19 protein-coding genes are annotated in these 17294 nt (G+C 67.7%); 6 read left to right on the top strand and 13 right to left on the bottom strand.

The features are described 5' to 3' along the window. Positions 1 to 83 precede the first annotated feature (83 nt). Genes lpdA through PBT88_RS04075 form a run of 4 tightly spaced genes read right to left on the bottom strand, consistent with a single transcriptional unit; the run spans position 84 to position 3495 of the window. Complete coding sequence (lpdA, locus tag PBT88_RS04090) at positions 84 to 1490, bottom strand: dihydrolipoyl dehydrogenase (protein ID WP_270077960.1); 1407 nt, start codon at positions 1488 to 1490, stop codon at positions 84 to 86. 45 nt (positions 1491 to 1535) lie between these two features. Further along, positions 1536 to 1748, bottom strand: coding sequence for a hypothetical protein (locus PBT88_RS04085; protein WP_270077959.1), 213 nt, complete (start codon positions 1746 to 1748; stop codon positions 1536 to 1538). A 2-nt stretch (positions 1749 to 1750) separates the two neighbouring features. Further along, entirely contained in the window at positions 1751 to 2179 is a 429-nt protein-coding gene (locus PBT88_RS04080) for an acyl-CoA thioesterase (protein ID WP_270077958.1), read from the bottom strand. Beyond that, on the bottom strand, positions 2179 to 3495 hold the full coding sequence (locus PBT88_RS04075; RefSeq protein WP_270077957.1) for a pyruvate dehydrogenase complex dihydrolipoamide acetyltransferase: 1317 nt from the start codon (positions 3493 to 3495) through the stop codon (positions 2179 to 2181). The genes PBT88_RS04080 and PBT88_RS04075 overlap by 1 nt, the downstream gene beginning before the upstream one ends. Positions 3496 to 3610: 115 nt before the next feature. Between PBT88_RS04075 and PBT88_RS04070 the strand changes: the two genes are divergently transcribed. Together PBT88_RS04070 and PBT88_RS04065 are read left to right on the top strand one after the other, a co-directional pair. Further along, a complete protein-coding gene (locus PBT88_RS04070; RefSeq protein WP_270077956.1) occupies positions 3611 to 4084 on the top strand; it encodes a universal stress protein in 474 nt (157 codons plus the stop codon). A 75-nt stretch (positions 4085 to 4159) separates the two neighbouring features. Further along, a complete protein-coding gene (locus PBT88_RS04065) occupies positions 4160 to 5017 on the top strand; it encodes a metallophosphoesterase family protein (protein ID WP_270077955.1) in 858 nt (285 codons plus the stop codon). Here the strand turns inward: PBT88_RS04065 and PBT88_RS04060 are convergent. The 5 genes from PBT88_RS04060 to PBT88_RS04040 all read right to left on the bottom strand — a co-directional run bounded on the left by PBT88_RS04060 (position 4935) and on the right by PBT88_RS04040 (position 7999). Then, complete coding sequence (locus PBT88_RS04060; protein WP_270077954.1) at positions 4935 to 5810, bottom strand: RcnB family protein; 876 nt, start codon at positions 5808 to 5810, stop codon at positions 4935 to 4937. The genes PBT88_RS04065 and PBT88_RS04060 overlap by 83 nt on opposite strands. A gap of 117 nt (positions 5811 to 5927) precedes the next feature. After that, complete coding sequence (locus PBT88_RS04055) at positions 5928 to 6416, bottom strand: GAF domain-containing protein (protein ID WP_270077953.1); 489 nt, start codon at positions 6414 to 6416, stop codon at positions 5928 to 5930. 78 nt (positions 6417 to 6494) lie between these two features. After that, positions 6495 to 6908 (bottom strand): hypothetical protein, encoded by a 414-nt coding sequence (locus PBT88_RS04050; RefSeq protein ID WP_270077952.1) that lies wholly within the window; start codon positions 6906 to 6908, stop codon positions 6495 to 6497. Positions 6909 to 6927: 19 nt separating this feature from the next. Continuing rightward, entirely contained in the window at positions 6928 to 7341 is a 414-nt protein-coding gene (arfB, locus tag PBT88_RS04045) for an alternative ribosome rescue aminoacyl-tRNA hydrolase ArfB (RefSeq protein WP_270077951.1), read from the bottom strand. After that, positions 7328 to 7999 carry an RluA family pseudouridine synthase gene (locus tag PBT88_RS04040; RefSeq protein WP_270077950.1) on the bottom strand — a complete coding sequence of 224 codons (672 nt, stop codon included), beginning with the start codon at positions 7997 to 7999 and terminating at the stop codon, positions 7328 to 7330. Before PBT88_RS04040 ends, arfB begins: the two co-directional genes overlap by 14 nt. A 169-nt stretch (positions 8000 to 8168) precedes the next feature. Here PBT88_RS04040 and ctrA point away from each other — a divergent pair, with 169 nt between their 5' ends. The 3 genes from ctrA (at position 8169) to PBT88_RS04025 (ending at position 9890) form a co-directional block, all read left to right on the top strand. Continuing rightward, positions 8169 to 8870, top strand: a complete 702-nt coding sequence (gene ctrA, locus PBT88_RS04035) for a response regulator transcription factor CtrA (protein ID WP_270077949.1) — start codon at positions 8169 to 8171, stop codon at positions 8868 to 8870. Between the two features lie 178 nt (positions 8871 to 9048). Continuing rightward, a complete protein-coding gene (locus tag PBT88_RS04030) occupies positions 9049 to 9588 on the top strand; it encodes a glycoside hydrolase family 108 protein (protein ID WP_270077948.1) in 540 nt (179 codons plus the stop codon). Next, a complete protein-coding gene (locus PBT88_RS04025; RefSeq protein ID WP_270077947.1) occupies positions 9588 to 9890 on the top strand; it encodes a 3TM-type holin in 303 nt (100 codons plus the stop codon). Before PBT88_RS04030 ends, PBT88_RS04025 begins: the two co-directional genes overlap by 1 nt. A gap of 448 nt (positions 9891 to 10338) precedes the next feature. On the opposite strand, the gene PBT88_RS04020 is transcribed toward PBT88_RS04025, so the two are convergent. Then, entirely contained in the window at positions 10339 to 10932 is a 594-nt protein-coding gene (locus PBT88_RS04020; protein WP_270077946.1) for an FMN-dependent NADH-azoreductase, read from the bottom strand. 182 nt (positions 10933 to 11114) lie between these two features. Between PBT88_RS04020 and PBT88_RS04015 the strand changes: the two genes are divergently transcribed. After that, positions 11115 to 11471 (top strand): winged helix-turn-helix transcriptional regulator, encoded by a 357-nt coding sequence (locus PBT88_RS04015; RefSeq protein ID WP_270077945.1) that lies wholly within the window; start codon positions 11115 to 11117, stop codon positions 11469 to 11471. Between the two features lie 97 nt (positions 11472 to 11568). Here the strand turns inward: PBT88_RS04015 and PBT88_RS04010 are convergent, their stop codons facing one another. The 3 genes from PBT88_RS04010 to PBT88_RS04000 form a co-directional block, all read right to left on the bottom strand. Further along, a complete protein-coding gene (locus PBT88_RS04010; RefSeq protein ID WP_270077944.1) occupies positions 11569 to 12312 on the bottom strand; it encodes a DsbA family protein in 744 nt (247 codons plus the stop codon). After that, positions 12309 to 13694, bottom strand: a complete 1386-nt coding sequence (locus PBT88_RS04005; RefSeq protein WP_407696551.1) for a M48 family metalloprotease — start codon at positions 13692 to 13694, stop codon at positions 12309 to 12311. The genes PBT88_RS04010 and PBT88_RS04005 overlap by 4 nt, the downstream gene beginning before the upstream one ends. 178 nt (positions 13695 to 13872) lie before the next feature. Beyond that, the gene (locus PBT88_RS04000) at positions 13873 to 16635 is read right to left on the bottom strand and encodes an Rne/Rng family ribonuclease (RefSeq protein WP_270077942.1); all 2763 of its coding nucleotides are present in this window, start codon (positions 16633 to 16635) and stop codon (positions 13873 to 13875) included. Positions 16636 to 17294 lie beyond the last annotated feature (659 nt).

Raw genomic sequence — 17294 nt, 5'->3', positions numbered from 1 at the left:
CACCAGCGGACGTTCCGCAATGCAACACGGCCGCAGCCGTTTCGAAAAACGCGATTATACGGGCGTTCGTCAAGCTTTCTTTATCAGAAATGCACCGCGCGGCCATAAGCCGACAGCACGCTCTCATGCATCATCTCGCTGAGCGTGGGATGCGGGAAGGTGGTTTCCATCAGCTCGACCTCGGTGGTTTCCAGCTGCTTGGCGACCGTGTAGCCCTCGATCAGCTCGGTCACTTCGGCACCGATCATGTGCGCGCCGAGCAGTTCGCCGGTCTTGGCGTCGAACACGGTCTTCACGAAACCTTCCGCTTCGCCGAGCGCGATCGCCTTGCCGTTGCCGATGAAGGGGAATTTACCGACCTTCACCTCGTAACCGGCCTCCTTCGCCTTCGCCTCGGTCAGGCCGACCGACGCGATCTGCGGCCGGGCATAGGTGCAGCCCGGGATGTTGCGGACTTCCAGGGCATGCGGATGACCGCCCGCGATCGCCTCGGCGGCGATGATGCCCTCATGGCTCGCTTTGTGCGCGAGGAAAGGCGGTGCGGTGACGTCGCCGATCGCCCAGATGCCGGGCACGCTGGTGCGGCAGGCGGCATCGGTCTCGATATGGCCGCGCGTGGTTTTGACGCCCAGCGCTTCCAGGCCGATATTCTCGGTGTTGGGCACGATGCCGACCGCGACGATGGCGTGGCTATACTCGTTGGTCTCGGTCTTGCCGTCGGCCAGCTTGATCGTCGCCGTGACGCCGTTGCCGTTGTTCTGGAGGCTCTCGACACCGGCCTTGGTGATGATCTTCATGCCCTGCTTGGTCAGCTGCTTGGTCATGAATTCGGAGACCTCGGCGTCCTCGACCGGCACGATGCGATCGAGCATCTCGACGATCGTCACCTCGGCGCCCATGTCCGAATAGAAGCTGGCGAACTCGACGCCGATCGCGCCCGATCCGATGACCAGCAGCTTGGTCGGCATCTCCTTGGGGGTCATCGCGTGGCGATAGGTCCAGATCCGCTCGCCGTCGGTCTTGGCGAAGGGCAGGTCGCGGGCGCGGGCGCCGGTGGCGATGATGATGTCCTTGGCGGCCAGCTCGGTGGTCTTGCCGTCCTTGACGACGGTCAGCTTGCCGCCCCCCTTCCCCGCGCCCGTGATCGTGCCGACGCCCTCGACGACGGTGATCTTGTTCTTCTTCATCAACCCCTTCACGCCGGCGTTGAGCTGCCCGGCGACGCCGCGCGAGCGCTTGACCACCTTGGCGAGATCGAAGCCGGTCTTCTCCACCGTCAGCCCATAGGCATCGGCATGGGTCATGTAGTGATAGATTTCCGAGGAGCGCAGCAGCGCCTTGGTGGGGATGCAGCCCCAGTTGAGGCAGATGCCGCCGAGCAGCTCGCGCTCGACGATGGCCACCTTGAGGCCCAGCTGCGCGGCGCGGATCGCCGCGACATAGCCGCCGGGACCGGACCCCAGCACGACGAGATCGTAGGTATCAGCCATTCCAGTCCTTCCTGAGACGCGCGGCCGGGATGCGGCGGCGCGTTGCTACTTGCTTTCGGCCGCCTTGAGGGAACCCCAAGCGACCAGAGTCACCACGCAGAAGATCAGCCAGCTCCAGTGGAGCTCGATCCCGCCGATCGGGATGCGGACCAGTTCACCGGTCAACAGCCCGTCGAAATCGACACCCGCCCGTTCCGCGATGAAAGGGAACCCCACCGCCGCAATCATCCCGAGGCCGATTGCGGTGGCGAGCGCCATGATCAGGCGGCCTCGCCGCTATCGGCACCGCCATCCACCGACAGCGACGGAACCCGGCGCGGCTGGCGATCCTCGCCCACCGCGACGAAGGTGAACACCGCCTCCGTCACCTTGTAGCTGTTCTCGTCATGCCGGGCGCGACGCCATGCCTCGACCTCGATCTTCATCGAGGTGCGGCCGGTCGCCACCAGCGTGGCGAACACGGAGACTTCGTCGCCCACGAAGACCGGACGATGGAAGGTCATGCCGTCCATCGCGATCGTCACCGCACGCCCATGGCTGTGGCGGGAGGCCACCGAACCTGCGGCCGAATCCATCTGGCTCATCAGCCAGCCGCCGAAGATATCGCCATAGGGATTGGTATCCGCCGGCATCGCGACCACGCGGATGGTGGGCGCGCCTTCCGGCGGCAGGGCGTCGACCGCCTTCATCAGGCGATCATGCCCAGCGGATTTTCGACGAGACGCTTGAACGCCTTCATCAGCTTGGCGCCATCGGCGCCGTCGATCGCACGGTGATCGAAGCTGCCGGTGGCGGACATCACGGTCGCCACGGTCAGTTCGTCGTTGACGACATAGGGGCGGCGCTCGCCGGCACCGATCGCCATGATCATGCCCTGCGGCGGATTGATCACCGCCTCGAACTGCTTGATCCCGAACATGCCCATGTTGGAGAGCGAGGCGGTGCCGCCCTGATACTCTTCCGGCTTGAGCTTGCCGTCCTTGGCGCGCGCGGCGAGATCCTTCATCTCGTTCGCGATCGCGGACAGACTTTTGCTGTCGGCGCCGGCGATGATCGGCGTGATCAGGCCGGACGGGATCGACACCGCCACCGAGACGTCGGCGCGCTTGAAGGTGACGAGCTGATCGCCCGCCAGCATCACGTTGCAGCTCGGCACCTCGATCAGCGCCACGGCCAGCGCCTTGATCAGCATGTCGTTGACCGACAGCTTCACGCCGCGCGGTTCGAGGCCCTTGTTCAGCTCGCCACGCAGCTTGAGCAGCGCATCGAGCTGGATATCCACGGTCAGGTAGATATGCGGCACGGTCTGCTTCGATTCGGTCAGCCGGCGCGCGATCACCTTGCGCATGCTGCTGAGCTTGACCGCGTCGTGCGGGATATCGGGGATCTGCGCCGGCGCCGGTGCAGACACCGCGACCGGCGCCGCAGCCGGCGATGCGGCAGGCGTCTCGGCCTTCGCGGCCGGCGCGGCGGCACCCGGCTGGGCGCCTTCCAGATCGGCCTTCACGATCCGGCCGTTCGGGCCGGAGCCGGACAGCGCCGCGAGATCGATACCCTGCTGGTCGGCGATCCGGCGCGCCAGCGGGCTGGCCTTCACGCGGCCATCCGACGATGCGGCCGCCGCCTTGGCAGCGGGAGCCACTGCCGACTCGGCCTTAGCGGCAGGCGCTACCGGCGCGGCGGCGGCCGGCGCCTCTTCCTTCTTCGCTGCGGGTGCGGGCTTCACGGCGGGCGTGGGCTTCGCGGCAGCCGCAGCATCCTCGCCCTCGCCGAGCAGGATCGCGATCGGCGCGCCGACCTTCACCCCGTCCGTGCCTTCGGCGACGATGATCTGGCCGATCGTGCCTTCGTCCACGGCTTCGAATTCCATCGTCGCCTTGTCGGTCTCGATCTCGGCGAGGATGTCACCGGACTTGACCTCATCCCCCTCCTTCACCAGCCACTTGGCAAGGGTGCCCTCTTCCATCGTCGGAGAAAGCGCGGGCATCTTCAGTTCAATCGGCATCGCGGCGGGGGCCCTTCTGGCAAACGACACTGTTCTGTGCCCATTTCGGCCTTGGGACAGCGCTGGTCAAGGCGTCGCTTGCGTGAAGCGCATGCATAGCGCAGGCTCGTGATTGATGAATGACGATATCCAGCCCCGCACCTACCTCGTCGTGCTGGACGGCAGCGCCGAAGCGCGCGTCGCACTCCGCTTCGCCGCACGCCGCGCCGCCAAGACGCAGGGGCGTGTCGAGATGCTCGCCGTGGTGGAGCCGGTGCCCTTCGTCCAATGGGCCGGCGTGCAGGATGCGCTGGACGAGGAGGCCCGGCTCGGCGCCGAGGCCCTGCTGCACCAGGCCGCCGGCGAAATCGTCGAGGAACTGGGGGTCAAACCCGAAATCACGATCCGGCAGGGCGATCCGGTGAAGGCGGTGCGCACGCTGCTGGAGGAACGGCCGAACACCGCCGCCCTGGTGCTGGGCGCGCAGGCGAGTGGCGGCCCCGGCCCGCTGGTCGCCCATTTCGCCGGCGCCGAGGCAGGGCAGATGCCCTGCCCGGTGATGATCGTGCCCGGCTCGCTCGACGACGAGGCGCTCGACCGGCTGAGCTGATCGGCGGGGCGCATGGCTGAGCCCATTATATCGCGCGCGGAACCACTTGCCGGCATCGCCCGTATGTCTTTCACCATGCGAACCATCGCCCAGATTTCGGATCTCCATTTCGGCGCGCACAAGCCGATGGTGGTCGCCCATCTTCACGCCGCGCTGGCCGCGATACGGCCCGATCTGGTGGTGGTGTCGGGCGATCTCACCCAGCGCGCCCGCAAGGAGCAGTTCGCCGAAGCGGCGCTGTTCCTCGAACGGCTGGAGACGGAGGGGCTGCGGCTGCTCGTCGTGCCGGGCAATCATGACGTGCCGATGCACAAGCCGTTGCAGCGACTGTTCTGGCCGCTCCGCCGTTACAAGCGCCTGATCGCGAAGGAGCGCTCCACCTGGTATGCCGATCCGGAGCTGGCGGTGCTGGGCCTCACCTCCGCCCACGGCCTGACCGTGAAGGACGGGCGATTGACGTCGCTCCAGGCCCGCTCGATCGGCGAACAGTTCGCCGCCGCGCCGAACAGCGCGGAGCGCGTGCTGGTGACGCACCATCCGCTGGTGCCGTTGCCCGGAGCGGAAGACGGCGAGATCGAGCCTGCCCTACGCGGCGCCGGGCGCGCGCTGAAGGCGGTGAAGGCGGCCGGCGTGCATCTGGTGCTCGCCGGCCATCATCATGCCCATGCGGTGGGCATTGCCGGGCCGACCCTGTCGATCGATCCCGCCGTGATGGTCATCCAGGCCGGCACCGCCACCTCCTGGCGGCGGCGGCGGACCCCGAACAGCTTCAACCTGATTCGCCTGGAACCCCCGAGGGCGCCGCCCGGCACGGTGCAGGTCGAGGAGTGGATATCCGAAGGGGCGGCGTTCAGCTGCCCTGGATCGCGCAGGTCGTTTGCACGCAGCGCGGGTGATAATGGCGGATGGGCCGCTTCCATGCCTTCCGCCTGACCGCGACCGACTTGTAGACGGTCTGGTAATCCACGGTGGTGGTCGTGGTGGTCACCGCCATGCCCGGCGTCACCGAGACGACGGTGCCGCCGCAGGCGCCACAGCCGCCGGCCGCATAGACCGCCGGCACGCCGAGCGGGGTGACGGTGGTGCTGACCGTCGTGTTCGGCCCGGCGCGATAGGTGGTCGTGCCCGGCTGCGGATAGCCATAGCCCGGCGGCGGGCCACCCCGCCCCGGATAGCCGCCCGGCTGACCATAGCCGCCCGGCCCCTGCGGATAGCCATAGCCCGGCCGGCCGGCATAGCCGCCGCCGCTGCGATAGCCGCCGTCCCAGTTCACGCCATAGCGGCAATCGACCACGCGGCCGGCCGAATCGACCAGCAGCGCATCGTCATAATAACGGATCCAGCTCATGCCCGGCCCCGGCTCGCCAAAACCCCAGCCATTCCAGTCGCTCACGACATAATCGCGGTCGCGATAATGGCGGGGCACCTTCCAGCCGCGCACCGGCCGCTGATAATCGCCGCCGCCATTCCAGCGCGGCGGCGCATGGTGCCACGCACCGGGGGGCGGCCCCATGTCGCCACCCGCATTCGCCCCGCCGGCCACATAGCCGTCACCGGAGGTCGGCGCGCCGCCCTGCCAGCCGCCACCATGCCCCCAGGCGCTGCCGGCCTGCATCGGCACGCCGGCGGTGGCACCGGCGGTCGTACCGGTCACGTCCGCTGCGGACGCAGCCGCCGACGTCAGCGCCAGCAGCGCCGCTCCCGCCAGAATGCCCAATGCTCGCATGTCCCATCCCCTCGTTGCCGGCGCCGGACGGGCGCGCAGACCATGATCGGGGAAAGTCTTAACATCGTCGCCGGTGGCACGGGAAGCACGGAGACTCACGCCGAGTCCCGATCTGGATCAGCCGGCGAGGCGTTCGCCGAGCAGCGCGCACAGCCGCTCGGCGCCGGCCGCATCCTCGGCGGTGAAGCGCGCGACGGTCGGGCTGTCGAGATCGAGCACCGCCACGACCTGGCCGGCGATCACGATCGGCACCACCAGTTCCGACGCCGAGGCGGCATCGCAGGCGATGTGGCCGGGAAAGGCGTGGACGTCCGCCACCAGCTGGGTCGCCCCGGTCGCCGCCGCCGTACCGCAGACGCCCGCGCCCAGCGCGATGCGGATGCAGGCGGCGCGGCCGTGGAACGGCCCGAGCACCAGCTCGCCGTCGATCATCCGGTAGAAGCCCGCCCAGTTGAGGTCCGGGATCAGTTCCCACAGCAGCGAGGCGACATTGGCCATGTTGGCGATCGCATCGCGCTCGCCCGACGTGACGCCGTCCACCGCCGAGTGGAGATCGGCCCAGGCCATGGCGGCATTGGCATCGGCGTCGGGCTTGAAATCGAACATGGCAGGCTCCGCAGGATCGAGCCGGACAGATAGGGCCGGCAAAGACGTTCGGCTATCCCCTGCGCTTATTCCCGGCCCTTATCCTTCGCAGGCGTTGATCGATCGGGGCGCGGCATCGCGCAACTGGTCGACCGTGTAGCGCACCGTGCGGCAACCATGGGCGTCGGCCGTCGTGCTGGGCACCGCATAGCCGCTGAGTTCGCCATCCTGCCAGCGCTGGGTCTGGCCGGTGCGGAGCGCACGGTGAATGGCGTCCTTGACCGCGTTGGAGCCGAGCGGGGCGAAGGTCGCCGCATCCGCCAGCGTCGGCGGCGTCGGGTTTGGCGTTGGCGTTGATGTGGCGGACCCGACGGGGACGGCCGGCGCCAGCTGCGCGGCGGCGTTCGTCACCGCCGTATTGGCGGCCCCCGCTCCGGCTTTGTCCGCATCATGGTGGCATCCGGCCAGCGCCAGCGCGCCCGCCGCGAGCATCCACCCGGCACTCATCCTCATCTGGGTCATCCGATCCCTCTCAATCCATCGATACCCGGCCCCGCCCGGCCTTGACGCCGGAGCGGCTCGACTTGGCGGTGAGGCGACGTTCCTTCGACGCCTTGGTCGGCTTGGTCTTGATCCGCCGCTCGGGCCGCACGAACGCCTTGGCGATCAGCGCCCCCACCCGCTCCCGCGCATCCTCGCGATTGGCCTCGCGGGTCCGGTGGCTGCGCGCGGTGACGAGGATCGAGCCGCCCTCCACCCATTTCGATCCGGCCAGCCCCTTGAGCCGCTGGAACACCGCCGGCGGCAGGCCGAGTGCGTAGATGTCGACCCGCATCTGCACCGCGGTGGCGACCTTGTTGACATTCTGGCCGCCCGGCCCGGTCGCGGCGAGGAAGCGCTCCTCGATCGCGTCCTCGGGGATCACATAGAGGTCAGGCGTCGGCATCGAGCAGGCTCGCCCACGGCGCGAAGCTCGGCGGCAGCGGCGCCTCGGCGGCGATCGCCGGATGGGGATCGCGCGGCAGGCCCAGCCGCACGGCATGAAGCATCATCATCGACGCCCCTTCCTTGCCGCCCTGCCCATAGACCGGATCGCCGAGGATCGGGATGCCGATCCCTTCGGCGGCATGGACGCGCAGCTGGTGGGTGCGCCCGGTCTGCGGCCGGAACTCGACCAGCGCACGGCCGTCCGCCACGCCCAGCACCCGCCAATCGGTGGTCGCCGCCTTGCCCCTGGCGTCGGGCACCATCCGCCAGCCATCGGCCCGCGTCGAATATTTGGACAGCGCCAGCGCGATTCGGCCGCCCTCGTCCGCCGGCACCCCGTCCAGCACGGCCAGATAGGTCTTGTCCGCCAGCCCCGCCTCGAACGCGGCGGCGAAGCGCTTGTGGGCGCGCGGGTTGCGCGCGAGCAGCAGGCAGCCCGAGGTGTCGCGATCGAGACGATGCACCGCCAGCGGCGGCCGCTGGAAACCGAAAAGCAAGGATTCGCGCGCAGTCTCCACACTCGGCGAGCCATCGCGCGGCGTGTCCACCGGCAGGCCCGCCGGCTTGTCGATCACGATCGCCTCGGCGTCGATGAAGAGAATATGGTCTGTCAGCATGTGGCTTCCGTGCCACGCTTGCGTGCCATAGCGCAACGGCTGCCCGGCTCGTCGCGTAAAGGATTCGTTTGATCTTTACGCCCCGTTAACCTTTTTCTTTCATACCCGTAAACGTAACGGAAGGCTGGCGCGGTGACCGCGTGGCCGGGCTGACGGGGATGGACAGACGATGCGCGTGCTCCTGATCGAAGATGATCCTACCACGGCGAAGGCGATCGAGCTGATGCTCGGCGCCGAGGGCTTCAACACCTACACCACCGATCTCGGTGAGGAGGGCTTGGATCTCGGCAAGCTGTATGACTACGACATCATCTGCCTCGATCTCAACCTGCCCGACATGCACGGCTATGACGTGCTCAAGAAGCTCCGCGTCGCCAAGGTGCAGACGCCGGTGCTGATCCTCTCCGGCGTGTCCGAGATGGACAGCAAGGTCCGCGCGCTCGGCTTCGGCGCCGACGACTATGTCGTGAAACCCTTCCACCGCGAAGAGCTGGTCGCCCGCATCCATGCGATCGTCCGCCGCTCCAAGGGCCATTCGCAGTCGGTCATCAAGACCGGCAAGCTCCAGGTCAATCTCGACGCCAAGACGGTCGAGGTCGACAGCAGCCGCGTGCATCTCACCGGCAAGGAATATGCGATGCTGGAGCTGCTCTCGCTTCGCAAGGGCACCACGCTGACTAAGGAGATGTTCCTGAACCATCTCTATGGCGGCATGGACGAACCCGAGCTCAAGATCATCGACGTGTTCATCTGCAAGCTGCGGAAGAAATTGTCGCTCGCCTGCGAAGGCGAGAATTATATCGAGACCGTGTGGGGCCGCGGCTATGTGCTACGCGATCCGCAAGAAATCGGCGCCGCGCAGGTCGCCTGAGGGGCGCCTGGCGGCCCGCCCGAACCGTTTCGTCGCGTGACAGCCCGAAGGGGGCCACCGTGAGATCATCGCGGCGGCCCTTTTCGCGAGCGTTTTTTGGGCTCGCCGCGCAAAAAACATTTTCCTACATGAACCTTTATGGTTATATGATTCGGCTCGCCCCACTGGAGCAGAGCCGATGGACCCGACACCGCTGATCGACGAACTGATCGCCCGCGAGGGCGGCTATGTGACGCACCCGGCCGACAGAGGCGGGCCGACCCGCTACGGCATCACCCAGGCCGTCGCCCGTGCGCACGGCTATGCAGGCGACATGGCCCGGCTGCCGCTCGCCACCGCCAACGCCATCTATCGTGCGGATTACTGGACCAAGCCGGGACTCGACGGCATCGCTGCGCTGGCGCCGAAGGTGGCGGCCGAATTGTTCGATACCGGCGCGAACATGGGCACCGGCACCGCTGCCGGCTTCCTGCGGCGTGCGCTCAATGCGCTCAACCGCAACGGCGCCGACTATCCCGACATCGCCGCCGCCGGCGTGATCGATGCCGCCGCCCTCACCGCGCTCAAGGCCTTCCTGCGTGTGCGCGGGGTTGCCGGAGAAACCATATTGGTGAAGGCGCTCGATGCGCTGCAGGGTGAGCGCTATGTCGCGCTGGCGGAGGCCCGGCCGGCCGACGAAGCGTTTCTCTACGGCTGGCTCGCGAACCGGATCGGCTGATGGCCGATGCCCCCTCTCCTCCGCCCGTGGGCACGCCGCTGGACATCGAGGATCTCTCCGCCGATCCCTTCACCAGCCGCGCCCGCCCGGCCTTCCTCTATGTGATGTACGGGCTGCTGCTCGGCGCCTTCCCGATGGCGGCGATCGCCGCGGCCAGTCCGGACACCGCAGCGGTCTGCACCCGTGCCTTCGCCGCCTATCTGAACGCCATACCCGAGCCGCTCTATGCGCTCTTCGGCACCGGCTATCTCGGCTATACGGTGGTCCGCGAATGGGGCCGCGCCAAGACGCCGCGACCATGACGCACCGCCTTCATCGACGTGAACAGCATGACCCGAAGCGGACGGCAGGCGTCGACTTGCTCGGCCTGTTCGAGATGAAAACCCGTCCGCGGGCGCCCGCGAGACGAAGCATCGTCCGGCCCGGCCCATGCCGTTCACGCGCCCATCATGTCGTAAGGCGGACATCGCCAGGGCTTCTGCCCCGCCTTTTGCACCGCCGTCCCGAGGCGCGGGCGCATCGACATTCCGGGCCGGTCGTCACGATCCGTTCGGGCTGAACGTATCGAAGCACCGTCCTGGCATCTTCTGCCATGCTGGAAGGACGGTCCCCTTCGACGGCCCGCCAGGGCCGGCACTCAGGGCAGGCTTCGACACGCTCCGGGCGAACGGCCAAGATGCGGACAAACCCCGACTATCGATTCATCCCCCTCCGGTCGCCGCAGTTCGATGCATCGCTTCGGGTGCCGGGTCAGGCAAACAGCCTGGCCGCCTCCAGAGCCCTGTCCAGAGCCACCGGGCCGGCGGTGGGATCGGCCTGCGCTTCGGCGCGCACCACCTCGACGTCGGTGATTCCGATGAAGCCGAAGATCGTGCGCAGATAGGGGATGGCAAGGTCCATCGCGGCGGCCGGCCCGGCGCTGTAGACGCCGCCACTGGCCATGAACGCGATGACCTTCTTGCCTGCGGGGAGAAGCCCGATCGGCCCTTCGGCGCCATAGACGAACGTGCGGCGCACCCGCACGACATAATCGGACCACGCCTTCAACGACGACGAGATCATGAAATTGTAGAATGCTACGCCGATCACGACGATGTCGGCCCGTTCCAGTTCGACGATCAATTCTTCCGCCAGCGCGGCGGATTCATCGGCACCTTCGCTCAAACCGAGCTGCACCGGTATCAGTGCCGCGGGGAGATGCGGAATCGGCTGGCTCGCGAGATCGCGAACCGTGATCGTCACATCGCGATGATGGGCCTGAAGCGTGTTCAGATAGGTATCGACGAGCGCGCGGCTCGCCGAATCGGCGCCACGAAGACTGGTTTGGAGAACGAGAACCTGCATGGTGTGTCTGCTTCCAACTTAGGGGGGACGATCCGCCCCGGCTTAGAGAAAAGGCCGCCGGAAAGATGTGCCGATCGGTCCCTCGCGTCATATCCCGAGAGGTTACTCTTGGAAACTTCCTAACCTGGGGTTACGTGTCGTTTCCGGTTACCAACCGGAAACCAGCCGAAGGAGACGGGCCGATGGTACTGAAGCTCAGAAGCAAGGTTCAGGCGCTGCCGGGTTGCCCGATGTCGAAATGCATGGGCTTGCTTGGCGGGCTGTGGACGCCCGAATTGCTCTGGGCTCTCAGCGAAGGCGCGCGCCGCTTCTCCGAGCTTCGCCGGGACTGTCCGTTCATTTCGGCCAAGGTCATCACGAGCAGGTTACGCGACCTCGAGCAGCGTGGCGTATTGACGCGGACTGTGATGCCGACGTCGCCCCCGACGGTCGAATATGAGCTGACCCCGCTGGGACGCGAACTGCTCCCGGCGATCCGCGCGATCGTCGAGGTCGGGTCTCGGCTGCTTCTGCGCGACGTCCCGGCCGGCGCGGCGTAAGCAGGCTTGGGACGGCAGGATCGAGCCGTCCACAATGGACCCGGCATGCCCGACGCCGGCCGACAGGGACGCCGTTAGTCCCCGCCTAAATGCCCTCTCACGCCGTCTTCGCGGCCCGCGCCTTGTCCACCGCCTCCTTCAGCGCATCATAGCCCACCGCGCCGGAGAGCAGCTGGTCGCCCACCACGAAGGTCGGCGTGCCGGACATGTGGAGGCTCTTGCCGGTGGTGAGGTTGGCGTTGATCTCGTTGACGATATCGGCGCTGTCCAGGCCGGCGGTGTCGACGCCCACCGCCTTCGCCGCCGCGTCCATGCGTGCGTCGGAGAGCGGGCCGGTGCCGTTATAGACCGCGTGGTGATAGGCGCCGAACTTGCCGGCCTTGGCCGCGACCAGGCTGATCTGCGCCGCCCTGTCGCTGATCGCGCCGTCCAGCACCGGCAATTCCTTGTAGACGACGCGGAGCTTGGGATCGCTGGCCACCAGCCGATCGACATCCGCCACGCTCTGCCGGCAATAGCCGCAGGCATAATCGAAATATTCGACCAGAGTGACGTCGCCCTTGGGATTGCCGGCGAAGGCGCCCGCGAACGGCGCCTCGATCTGCGCGCGGTTGGCGGCGATCGCCTGGGCGGTCTGCTGGTCCTGCAAGCGGCCCATCGCCTCGGGGATGATCTCGGGATGATCGAGGATATAGCTGCGCACGATCGCGCCGGTCGCCGCCGGATCGGGCGCGCCACCGTGACCGCCATGGCCGCTGCCGCTCATCACCGCGACCGTGGCGATCGCTCCCAGGGCTGCCGCGCCGAGGCCGCCCGCCGCTCGTTTCCAACCGATGCTCATTTCTTCTTGCCGTACCTGCTGTCCATGTTGTTGCGCGAGGTGACTGCGATGTCCTCCGCGCGCAGATAGTCGCGGGTGCCGGTCTTGAGACCGAGCAGCGCGCGTTCGGCGTTGGTGCGGGCGAGTGCGTCCTCGCCGTTCATCGCATAGCGTTCGGCGGCGGCGAGCGCGGCATGGGGCTCGTCGCCGCGCTGGGCATAGACCGCGCCGAGCGCATACCAGGCGAGCGGGTCTTCGCGATCCTTGTCGACCGAGACCTTCAGCACCGTCTCGGCTTCGGCGAAGTTGGCGGGATCGTCGGTGGCGATCAGCGCCTGCCCGAACAGGGCCGAGATCAACGGCGCCTGATGCGATTGCGCGACCGCGATCCGCAACGGCGCCAGCGCCTCCTTGGGATGGCCGTTCTCGAGCAGGATCTGGCCCTTCAACTCGTTGAAATAAGGGTCGAGCGGCGCAGTGCGGAGCAGGGCATCGGCTTCGGCATCGGCCTTGTCCGGATAGGCGGCGCGATGCCACGCATAGGCGCGGGCATAATGCGCGGGCACCGACTGGTCGCTCTCCGGCATCTTGCGCAGGGTCGTGATCGGATCCTGCACATAACCGGCGAGCTTGGCCTTCACGCGCAGGAAACGGGCCTGCTTGGCGGGATCCTGCGGCGCGTTCCACCAAGGCGATTTTTCGAGATCGGCATCCAGCGCCGCCTCGCGATCCGCGGTCATCGGGTGAGTCTGGGCATAAGGATCGATCGTATAGTCGGCCGGCGTGAGGCGATATTCCTCCTGCTTGAGCTTGCCGAAGAAACTGATCATCCCCTTGCCGGAGAGATGCGCGTCGTTGAGATGGCGGACGGCGGAGGCATCGGCGCTGCCCTCGTCGGCGCGGCTGAAGGCGAGCACATGGCTCTGCGCGATCGTCGAGCCGGCCCCGAATGCGGCGAGGCCGGCGCCGGGCGCACCCGCCGCCGCCGCCGCGATCCCGGCGAGGAGCGACAGCAGCAGGATGCGCCCGGCCGGGCGCGTGCCCTGATTCTGGAGCGGAACGTGGCCGCCCTCGATATGGCCGAGCTCGTGGGCGATCACGCCTTCCACCTCATTGGCGTTGTCGGCGGCGAGGATCAGGCCGGAATTGATGTAGATCGTCTGCCCGCCCGCCACGAAGGCGTTGATCTCGGGATCGGCGATCACCACGACCTGGAGGGCGCCCGGCGCCAGCCCGGCGGACTTCGCCATCGGCGCGGCGATATCGGCGAGAAACGCCTCGGTCTCGGTATCGCGCAGGATCTGGGGGTCGCTGTCCTGCGCCAGCACCGGCCGGCCGGCGACGAGCAGGCTCAGCAGCAGCAATGTGAGGAAGCGGCCGATGGCGGCGAAGTGCCGCCTCATGCCGCGCTGGCCGCCCCGGCTATGACGGGCGGTTCCCATGGGGATGCGATCGGGCAAGGGTCAGGTCCGGTAACAGAGGGCCATGCCGCTCCCTCGGCGCTGCCCGCTGAACCCGCCATGAAGGCGAGCCCGGCGGGCAGATACCGAGGAAGCGGCACGAACCGTCACATCCGGAGGCTCAGGCGCCGAAGGTGCGCTGCCACCAGCCGCGACGGGGCGAACCGTCCGACTCTTCGCCGGTCTCTTCCTCGCCGGCCGGCTCCGCGGCCGGCTCGGCTGCGGCGTCGATCGGGGCCGTCACCGGCGCCTCGGCCTCGGCCTCGACAGCCGGGGTCGCCTTCTTGCGGGTGCGGCGCGCCTTCGGCTTCGGCGCATCCTCGGCGGCCGGTGCGGCCTCCTCGACGGCGACCACGGGCTCCGCGGCCTCGGCGACGGGCGCCGCCTCGACCTTCTTGCGCGAGCGGCGCGCCTTCGGCTTCGGCGCCACCGGCTCCTCGGCGGCAGGCTCTGCCACGGGCGCTTCCGCCACCACGGCTTCCGTCACCGGTGCCGCCTCGACCGCCGCATCGGACGCGCGGGCGCGCGGGCGACGGCGGGTCTTGGGCTTGGCGACCGGTTCGATCGCTTCGGGCGCGGCTTCGACCGGCTCGGCCACGGCCGGCTGCTCGGACACGGCTTCGGCGACATCCGCGACATCGGTCGTGCTCGGGCCGACATCGCCGGCATCGACGACCAGCGCCTCGCCACTCTCACGACGACGACCACCGCGACGACCGCGACGGCGACGGCGACGGGTGCCCTCGCTCTCGGCGCCGTTCTCACGGCCGCCCTCGTCATGCTCGTCCTGTTCGCCCGGCTCGGACGTGTCGGCGGCCCCGACCGGCTCGGCGCCCTCTTCCTCGGCGGCTTCGCCCTCGGTCGCTTCACCGGCCTCGCCCTCGGGCTGGCCATCCTCGCGGCGACCGCCACGGCGGCGGCGACGACGACGACGGCCGCGGCCTTCACCCTCGCCACGCTCTTCGCGGGGGGCGCGCTCGGAACGCTCTTCGCGATCCTCCTGCTCCTCCTCGGCGGCGATCTCCTCGTCCTCCTCGTCCTCGATCTCGTCGATGAGGTCGTCGTCGGGATCGGGCTCGGGCATCGGCGCGAGCTTGGGCATCTGCGTCGGCGGCGGGCCGGAGATGTCCACGGTCATCCGCGCGCCCTCGTCATGATGATCGGGCATCACCTCGATCTGGACGCCGTAGCGATCCTCGATCTCGCTGATCTCGGCGCGCTTGCGGTTGAGCACGTAGATGGTCGCCTCGCGGCTGGCACGCAGCGTGAGATAGGTGCCCTTGCCGCGCGCGGCGGCTTCCTCGAGCAGGCGCAGCGCCGACAGGCCGGCCGACGAGGCGGTGCGGACGAAGCCGGTGCCTTCGCAATGCGGGCAGACGCGGGTGGAGGCTTCGAGCACGCCGGTGCGCAGGCGCTGGCGGCTCATCTCCATCAGGCCGAAGGACGAGATTCGGCCGACCTGGATGCGGGCGCGATCATTCTTCAGCGCCTCCTTCATCGCCTTCTCGACCTTACGGACGTTGGAGTTGTTCTCCATGTCGATGAAGTCGATGACGACGAGGCCGGCCATGTCGCGCAGGCGCAGCTGGCGGGCGATCTCGTGCGCCGCTTCCAGATTGGTCGCGGTCGCGGTCTGCTCGATATTATGCTCGCGGGTGGAACGGCCCGAGTTGATGTCGATCGAGACCAAGGCCTCGGTCGGGTTGATCACCAGATAGCCGCCCGACTTCAGCTGGACGACCGGCTGGTACATCGCGGTGAGCTGATCCTCGACCCCGAAGCGCTGGAACAGCGGCACCGGATCGACATAGGGCCGCACCTTCTTGGCGTGGCTCGGCATCAGCAGCTTCATATATTCGCGGCTGGTGCGGTAGCCCGCCTCGCCCTCGACGATCACCTCGTCGATCTCGCGCGAATAGATGTCGCGGATGGCGCGCTTGATGAGGTTCGAATCCTCGTAGATCAGCGCCGGCGCATCGGATTGCAGCGTGTTGTCGCGAATCCCGTCCCACAGCCGGGCGAGATAATCGAAGTCGCGCTTGATCTCGACCTTGGTGCGGCTGAGGCCGGCGGTCCGCACGATGCAGCCCATCGTGCGCGGCAGCTTCATCTCCGCCATGATCGACTTCAGCCGCTTGCGATCGGCGACGTTGCTGATCTTGCGCGAGATGCCGCCGCCATGCGAGGTGTTGGGCATCAGCACGCAATAGCGACCGGCGAGCGACAAATAGGTGGTCAGCGCCGCCCCCTTGTTGCCGCGCTCCTCCTTGACGACCTGCACCAGCAGCACCTGGCGGCGGCGGATGACGTCCTGGATCTTGTAGCGGCGGCGCAGATTCTGGCGACGCTTGCGCAGCGCCTCGACATGATCGCCATCGCCGCCGCGGCCGGCCGACTTGGCGGCCTTGGGCGCATCGCCCTCTTCGCCGTCGTCATGCGCATGATCTTCCGCCGCATCGAAATGCTCGGGGCCGCCATCGGTGTCGAGGCGCTCGATCGAGGCTTCGTCGATGTCATGCGCGGAGGCTTCGTAATCGCCATCCTCATGATCGTCGTCGTCGAAATGATCATCGTCCTCGGCGGCGAGCGCCTCGGCGTCTTCCTGCTCCTCGCGCAGCAGCGCGTCGCGATCCTCCTTGGGAATCTGGTAGTAATCCGGGTGGATTTCCGAGAAGGCCAGGAAGCCGTGGCGATTGCCGCCGAACTCGATGAAGGCGGCCTGGAGCGAAGGCTCCACGCGCGTCACCTTCGCGAGGTAGATATTGCCCTTGAGCTGCTTGCGTTCGGCGGATTCGAAATCGAACTCTTCGATCCGATTACCTTGTGCGACTGCGACCCGCGTCTCTTCCGGGTGGCGCGCGTCGATCAGCATGCGCGTTGTCATCAATCATTCTCCGGGCGCGCCGGCCGCCGTCCTTGGGCGGGTGCGGATGCGCCGATATTGCCATGTGGAAAAGCGATCCTGCCAGCGCCTGGCGCCTGGGGACCGCATGAAAAAAAACAGAATATGGTGCAGCCGTCGCCATCGCATGCCGGGCTCTCGGGGCCGGGCGCTCGTTCCACGCAGCCGCATCGCCTGTCGAGCGATCGGAGCGGGAAAGGAAATGCGACATGAGCGACGTCAACCTAAGTCACCGGCCGCCCAAAGCGGCGCCGGCCTCGGGGCGGCACGCGCGATCATCCTGTCCAGGATAGGCCGCTCGACGGCACCCATCGACCGTGCTAGCACCTGTGCGAAGGCGCGGCAAGCCGCCCCCCGCACGCCTCCGGCACGCCTTCCTGAGACATCAAGGGGATGGCGGCGGCTCCGGAGAGAAGGCCGCAAGCCGCCGACGGCGGCGCACCGGGCTCGGCCGGTCGTCCAGATCACATGGCAGGAGCACGGGAGTGCGTCGAATTCGACGCCGCACTTATCCGAAAGTCGATGGACCACCATTCGGCCGTCCCGTGCTCCTGCGAAAGCAGGAGCCCAGAGCCGCAAATGTTGCAGCTCTTCACCTGGGCTCCTGCCTACGCACGAGCATGGGAGGAATGTAAGAGGAT

Origin of the sequence: Sphingomonas abietis, from assembly GCF_027625475.1 — a bacterium.
GTDB lineage: Bacteria > Pseudomonadota > Alphaproteobacteria > Sphingomonadales > Sphingomonadaceae > Solisphingomonas > Solisphingomonas abietis.
The sequence above is the reverse complement of the archived record's forward strand: the minus strand, read 5'-3'. Positions and strand labels throughout refer to the sequence as shown.

Coding starts and splice junctions, on each gene's coding strand:
- lpdA (WP_270077960.1), bottom strand. CDS start 1,490: ATGGCTGATACCTACGATCTCGTCGTGCTGGGGTCCGGTCCCGGCGGC.
- PBT88_RS04085 (WP_270077959.1), bottom strand. CDS start 1,748: ATGGCGCTCGCCACCGCAATCGGCCTCGGGATGATTGCGGCGGTGGGG.
- PBT88_RS04080 (WP_270077958.1), bottom strand. CDS start 2,179: ATGAAGGCGGTCGACGCCCTGCCGCCGGAAGGCGCGCCCACCATCCGC.
- PBT88_RS04075 (WP_270077957.1), bottom strand. CDS start 3,495: ATGCCGATTGAACTGAAGATGCCCGCGCTTTCTCCGACGATGGAAGAG.
- PBT88_RS04070 (WP_270077956.1), top strand. CDS start 3,611: ATGAATGACGATATCCAGCCCCGCACCTACCTCGTCGTGCTGGACGGC.
- PBT88_RS04065 (WP_270077955.1), top strand. CDS start 4,160: ATGCGAACCATCGCCCAGATTTCGGATCTCCATTTCGGCGCGCACAAG.
- PBT88_RS04060 (WP_270077954.1), bottom strand. CDS start 5,810: ATGCGAGCATTGGGCATTCTGGCGGGAGCGGCGCTGCTGGCGCTGACG.
- PBT88_RS04055 (WP_270077953.1), bottom strand. CDS start 6,416: ATGTTCGATTTCAAGCCCGACGCCGATGCCAATGCCGCCATGGCCTGG.
- PBT88_RS04050 (WP_270077952.1), bottom strand. CDS start 6,908: ATGAGGATGAGTGCCGGGTGGATGCTCGCGGCGGGCGCGCTGGCGCTG.
- arfB (WP_270077951.1), bottom strand. CDS start 7,341: ATGCCGACGCCTGACCTCTATGTGATCCCCGAGGACGCGATCGAGGAG.
- PBT88_RS04040 (WP_270077950.1), bottom strand. CDS start 7,999: ATGCTGACAGACCATATTCTCTTCATCGACGCCGAGGCGATCGTGATC.
- ctrA (WP_270077949.1), top strand. CDS start 8,169: ATGCGCGTGCTCCTGATCGAAGATGATCCTACCACGGCGAAGGCGATC.
- PBT88_RS04030 (WP_270077948.1), top strand. CDS start 9,049: ATGGACCCGACACCGCTGATCGACGAACTGATCGCCCGCGAGGGCGGC.
- PBT88_RS04025 (WP_270077947.1), top strand. CDS start 9,588: ATGGCCGATGCCCCCTCTCCTCCGCCCGTGGGCACGCCGCTGGACATC.
- PBT88_RS04020 (WP_270077946.1), bottom strand. CDS start 10,932: ATGCAGGTTCTCGTTCTCCAAACCAGTCTTCGTGGCGCCGATTCGGCG.
- PBT88_RS04015 (WP_270077945.1), top strand. CDS start 11,115: ATGGTACTGAAGCTCAGAAGCAAGGTTCAGGCGCTGCCGGGTTGCCCG.
- PBT88_RS04010 (WP_270077944.1), bottom strand. CDS start 12,312: ATGAGCATCGGTTGGAAACGAGCGGCGGGCGGCCTCGGCGCGGCAGCC.
- PBT88_RS04005 (WP_407696551.1), bottom strand. CDS start 13,694: ATGAGGCGGCACTTCGCCGCCATCGGCCGCTTCCTCACATTGCTGCTG.
- PBT88_RS04000 (WP_270077942.1), bottom strand. CDS start 16,635: ATGACAACGCGCATGCTGATCGACGCGCGCCACCCGGAAGAGACGCGG.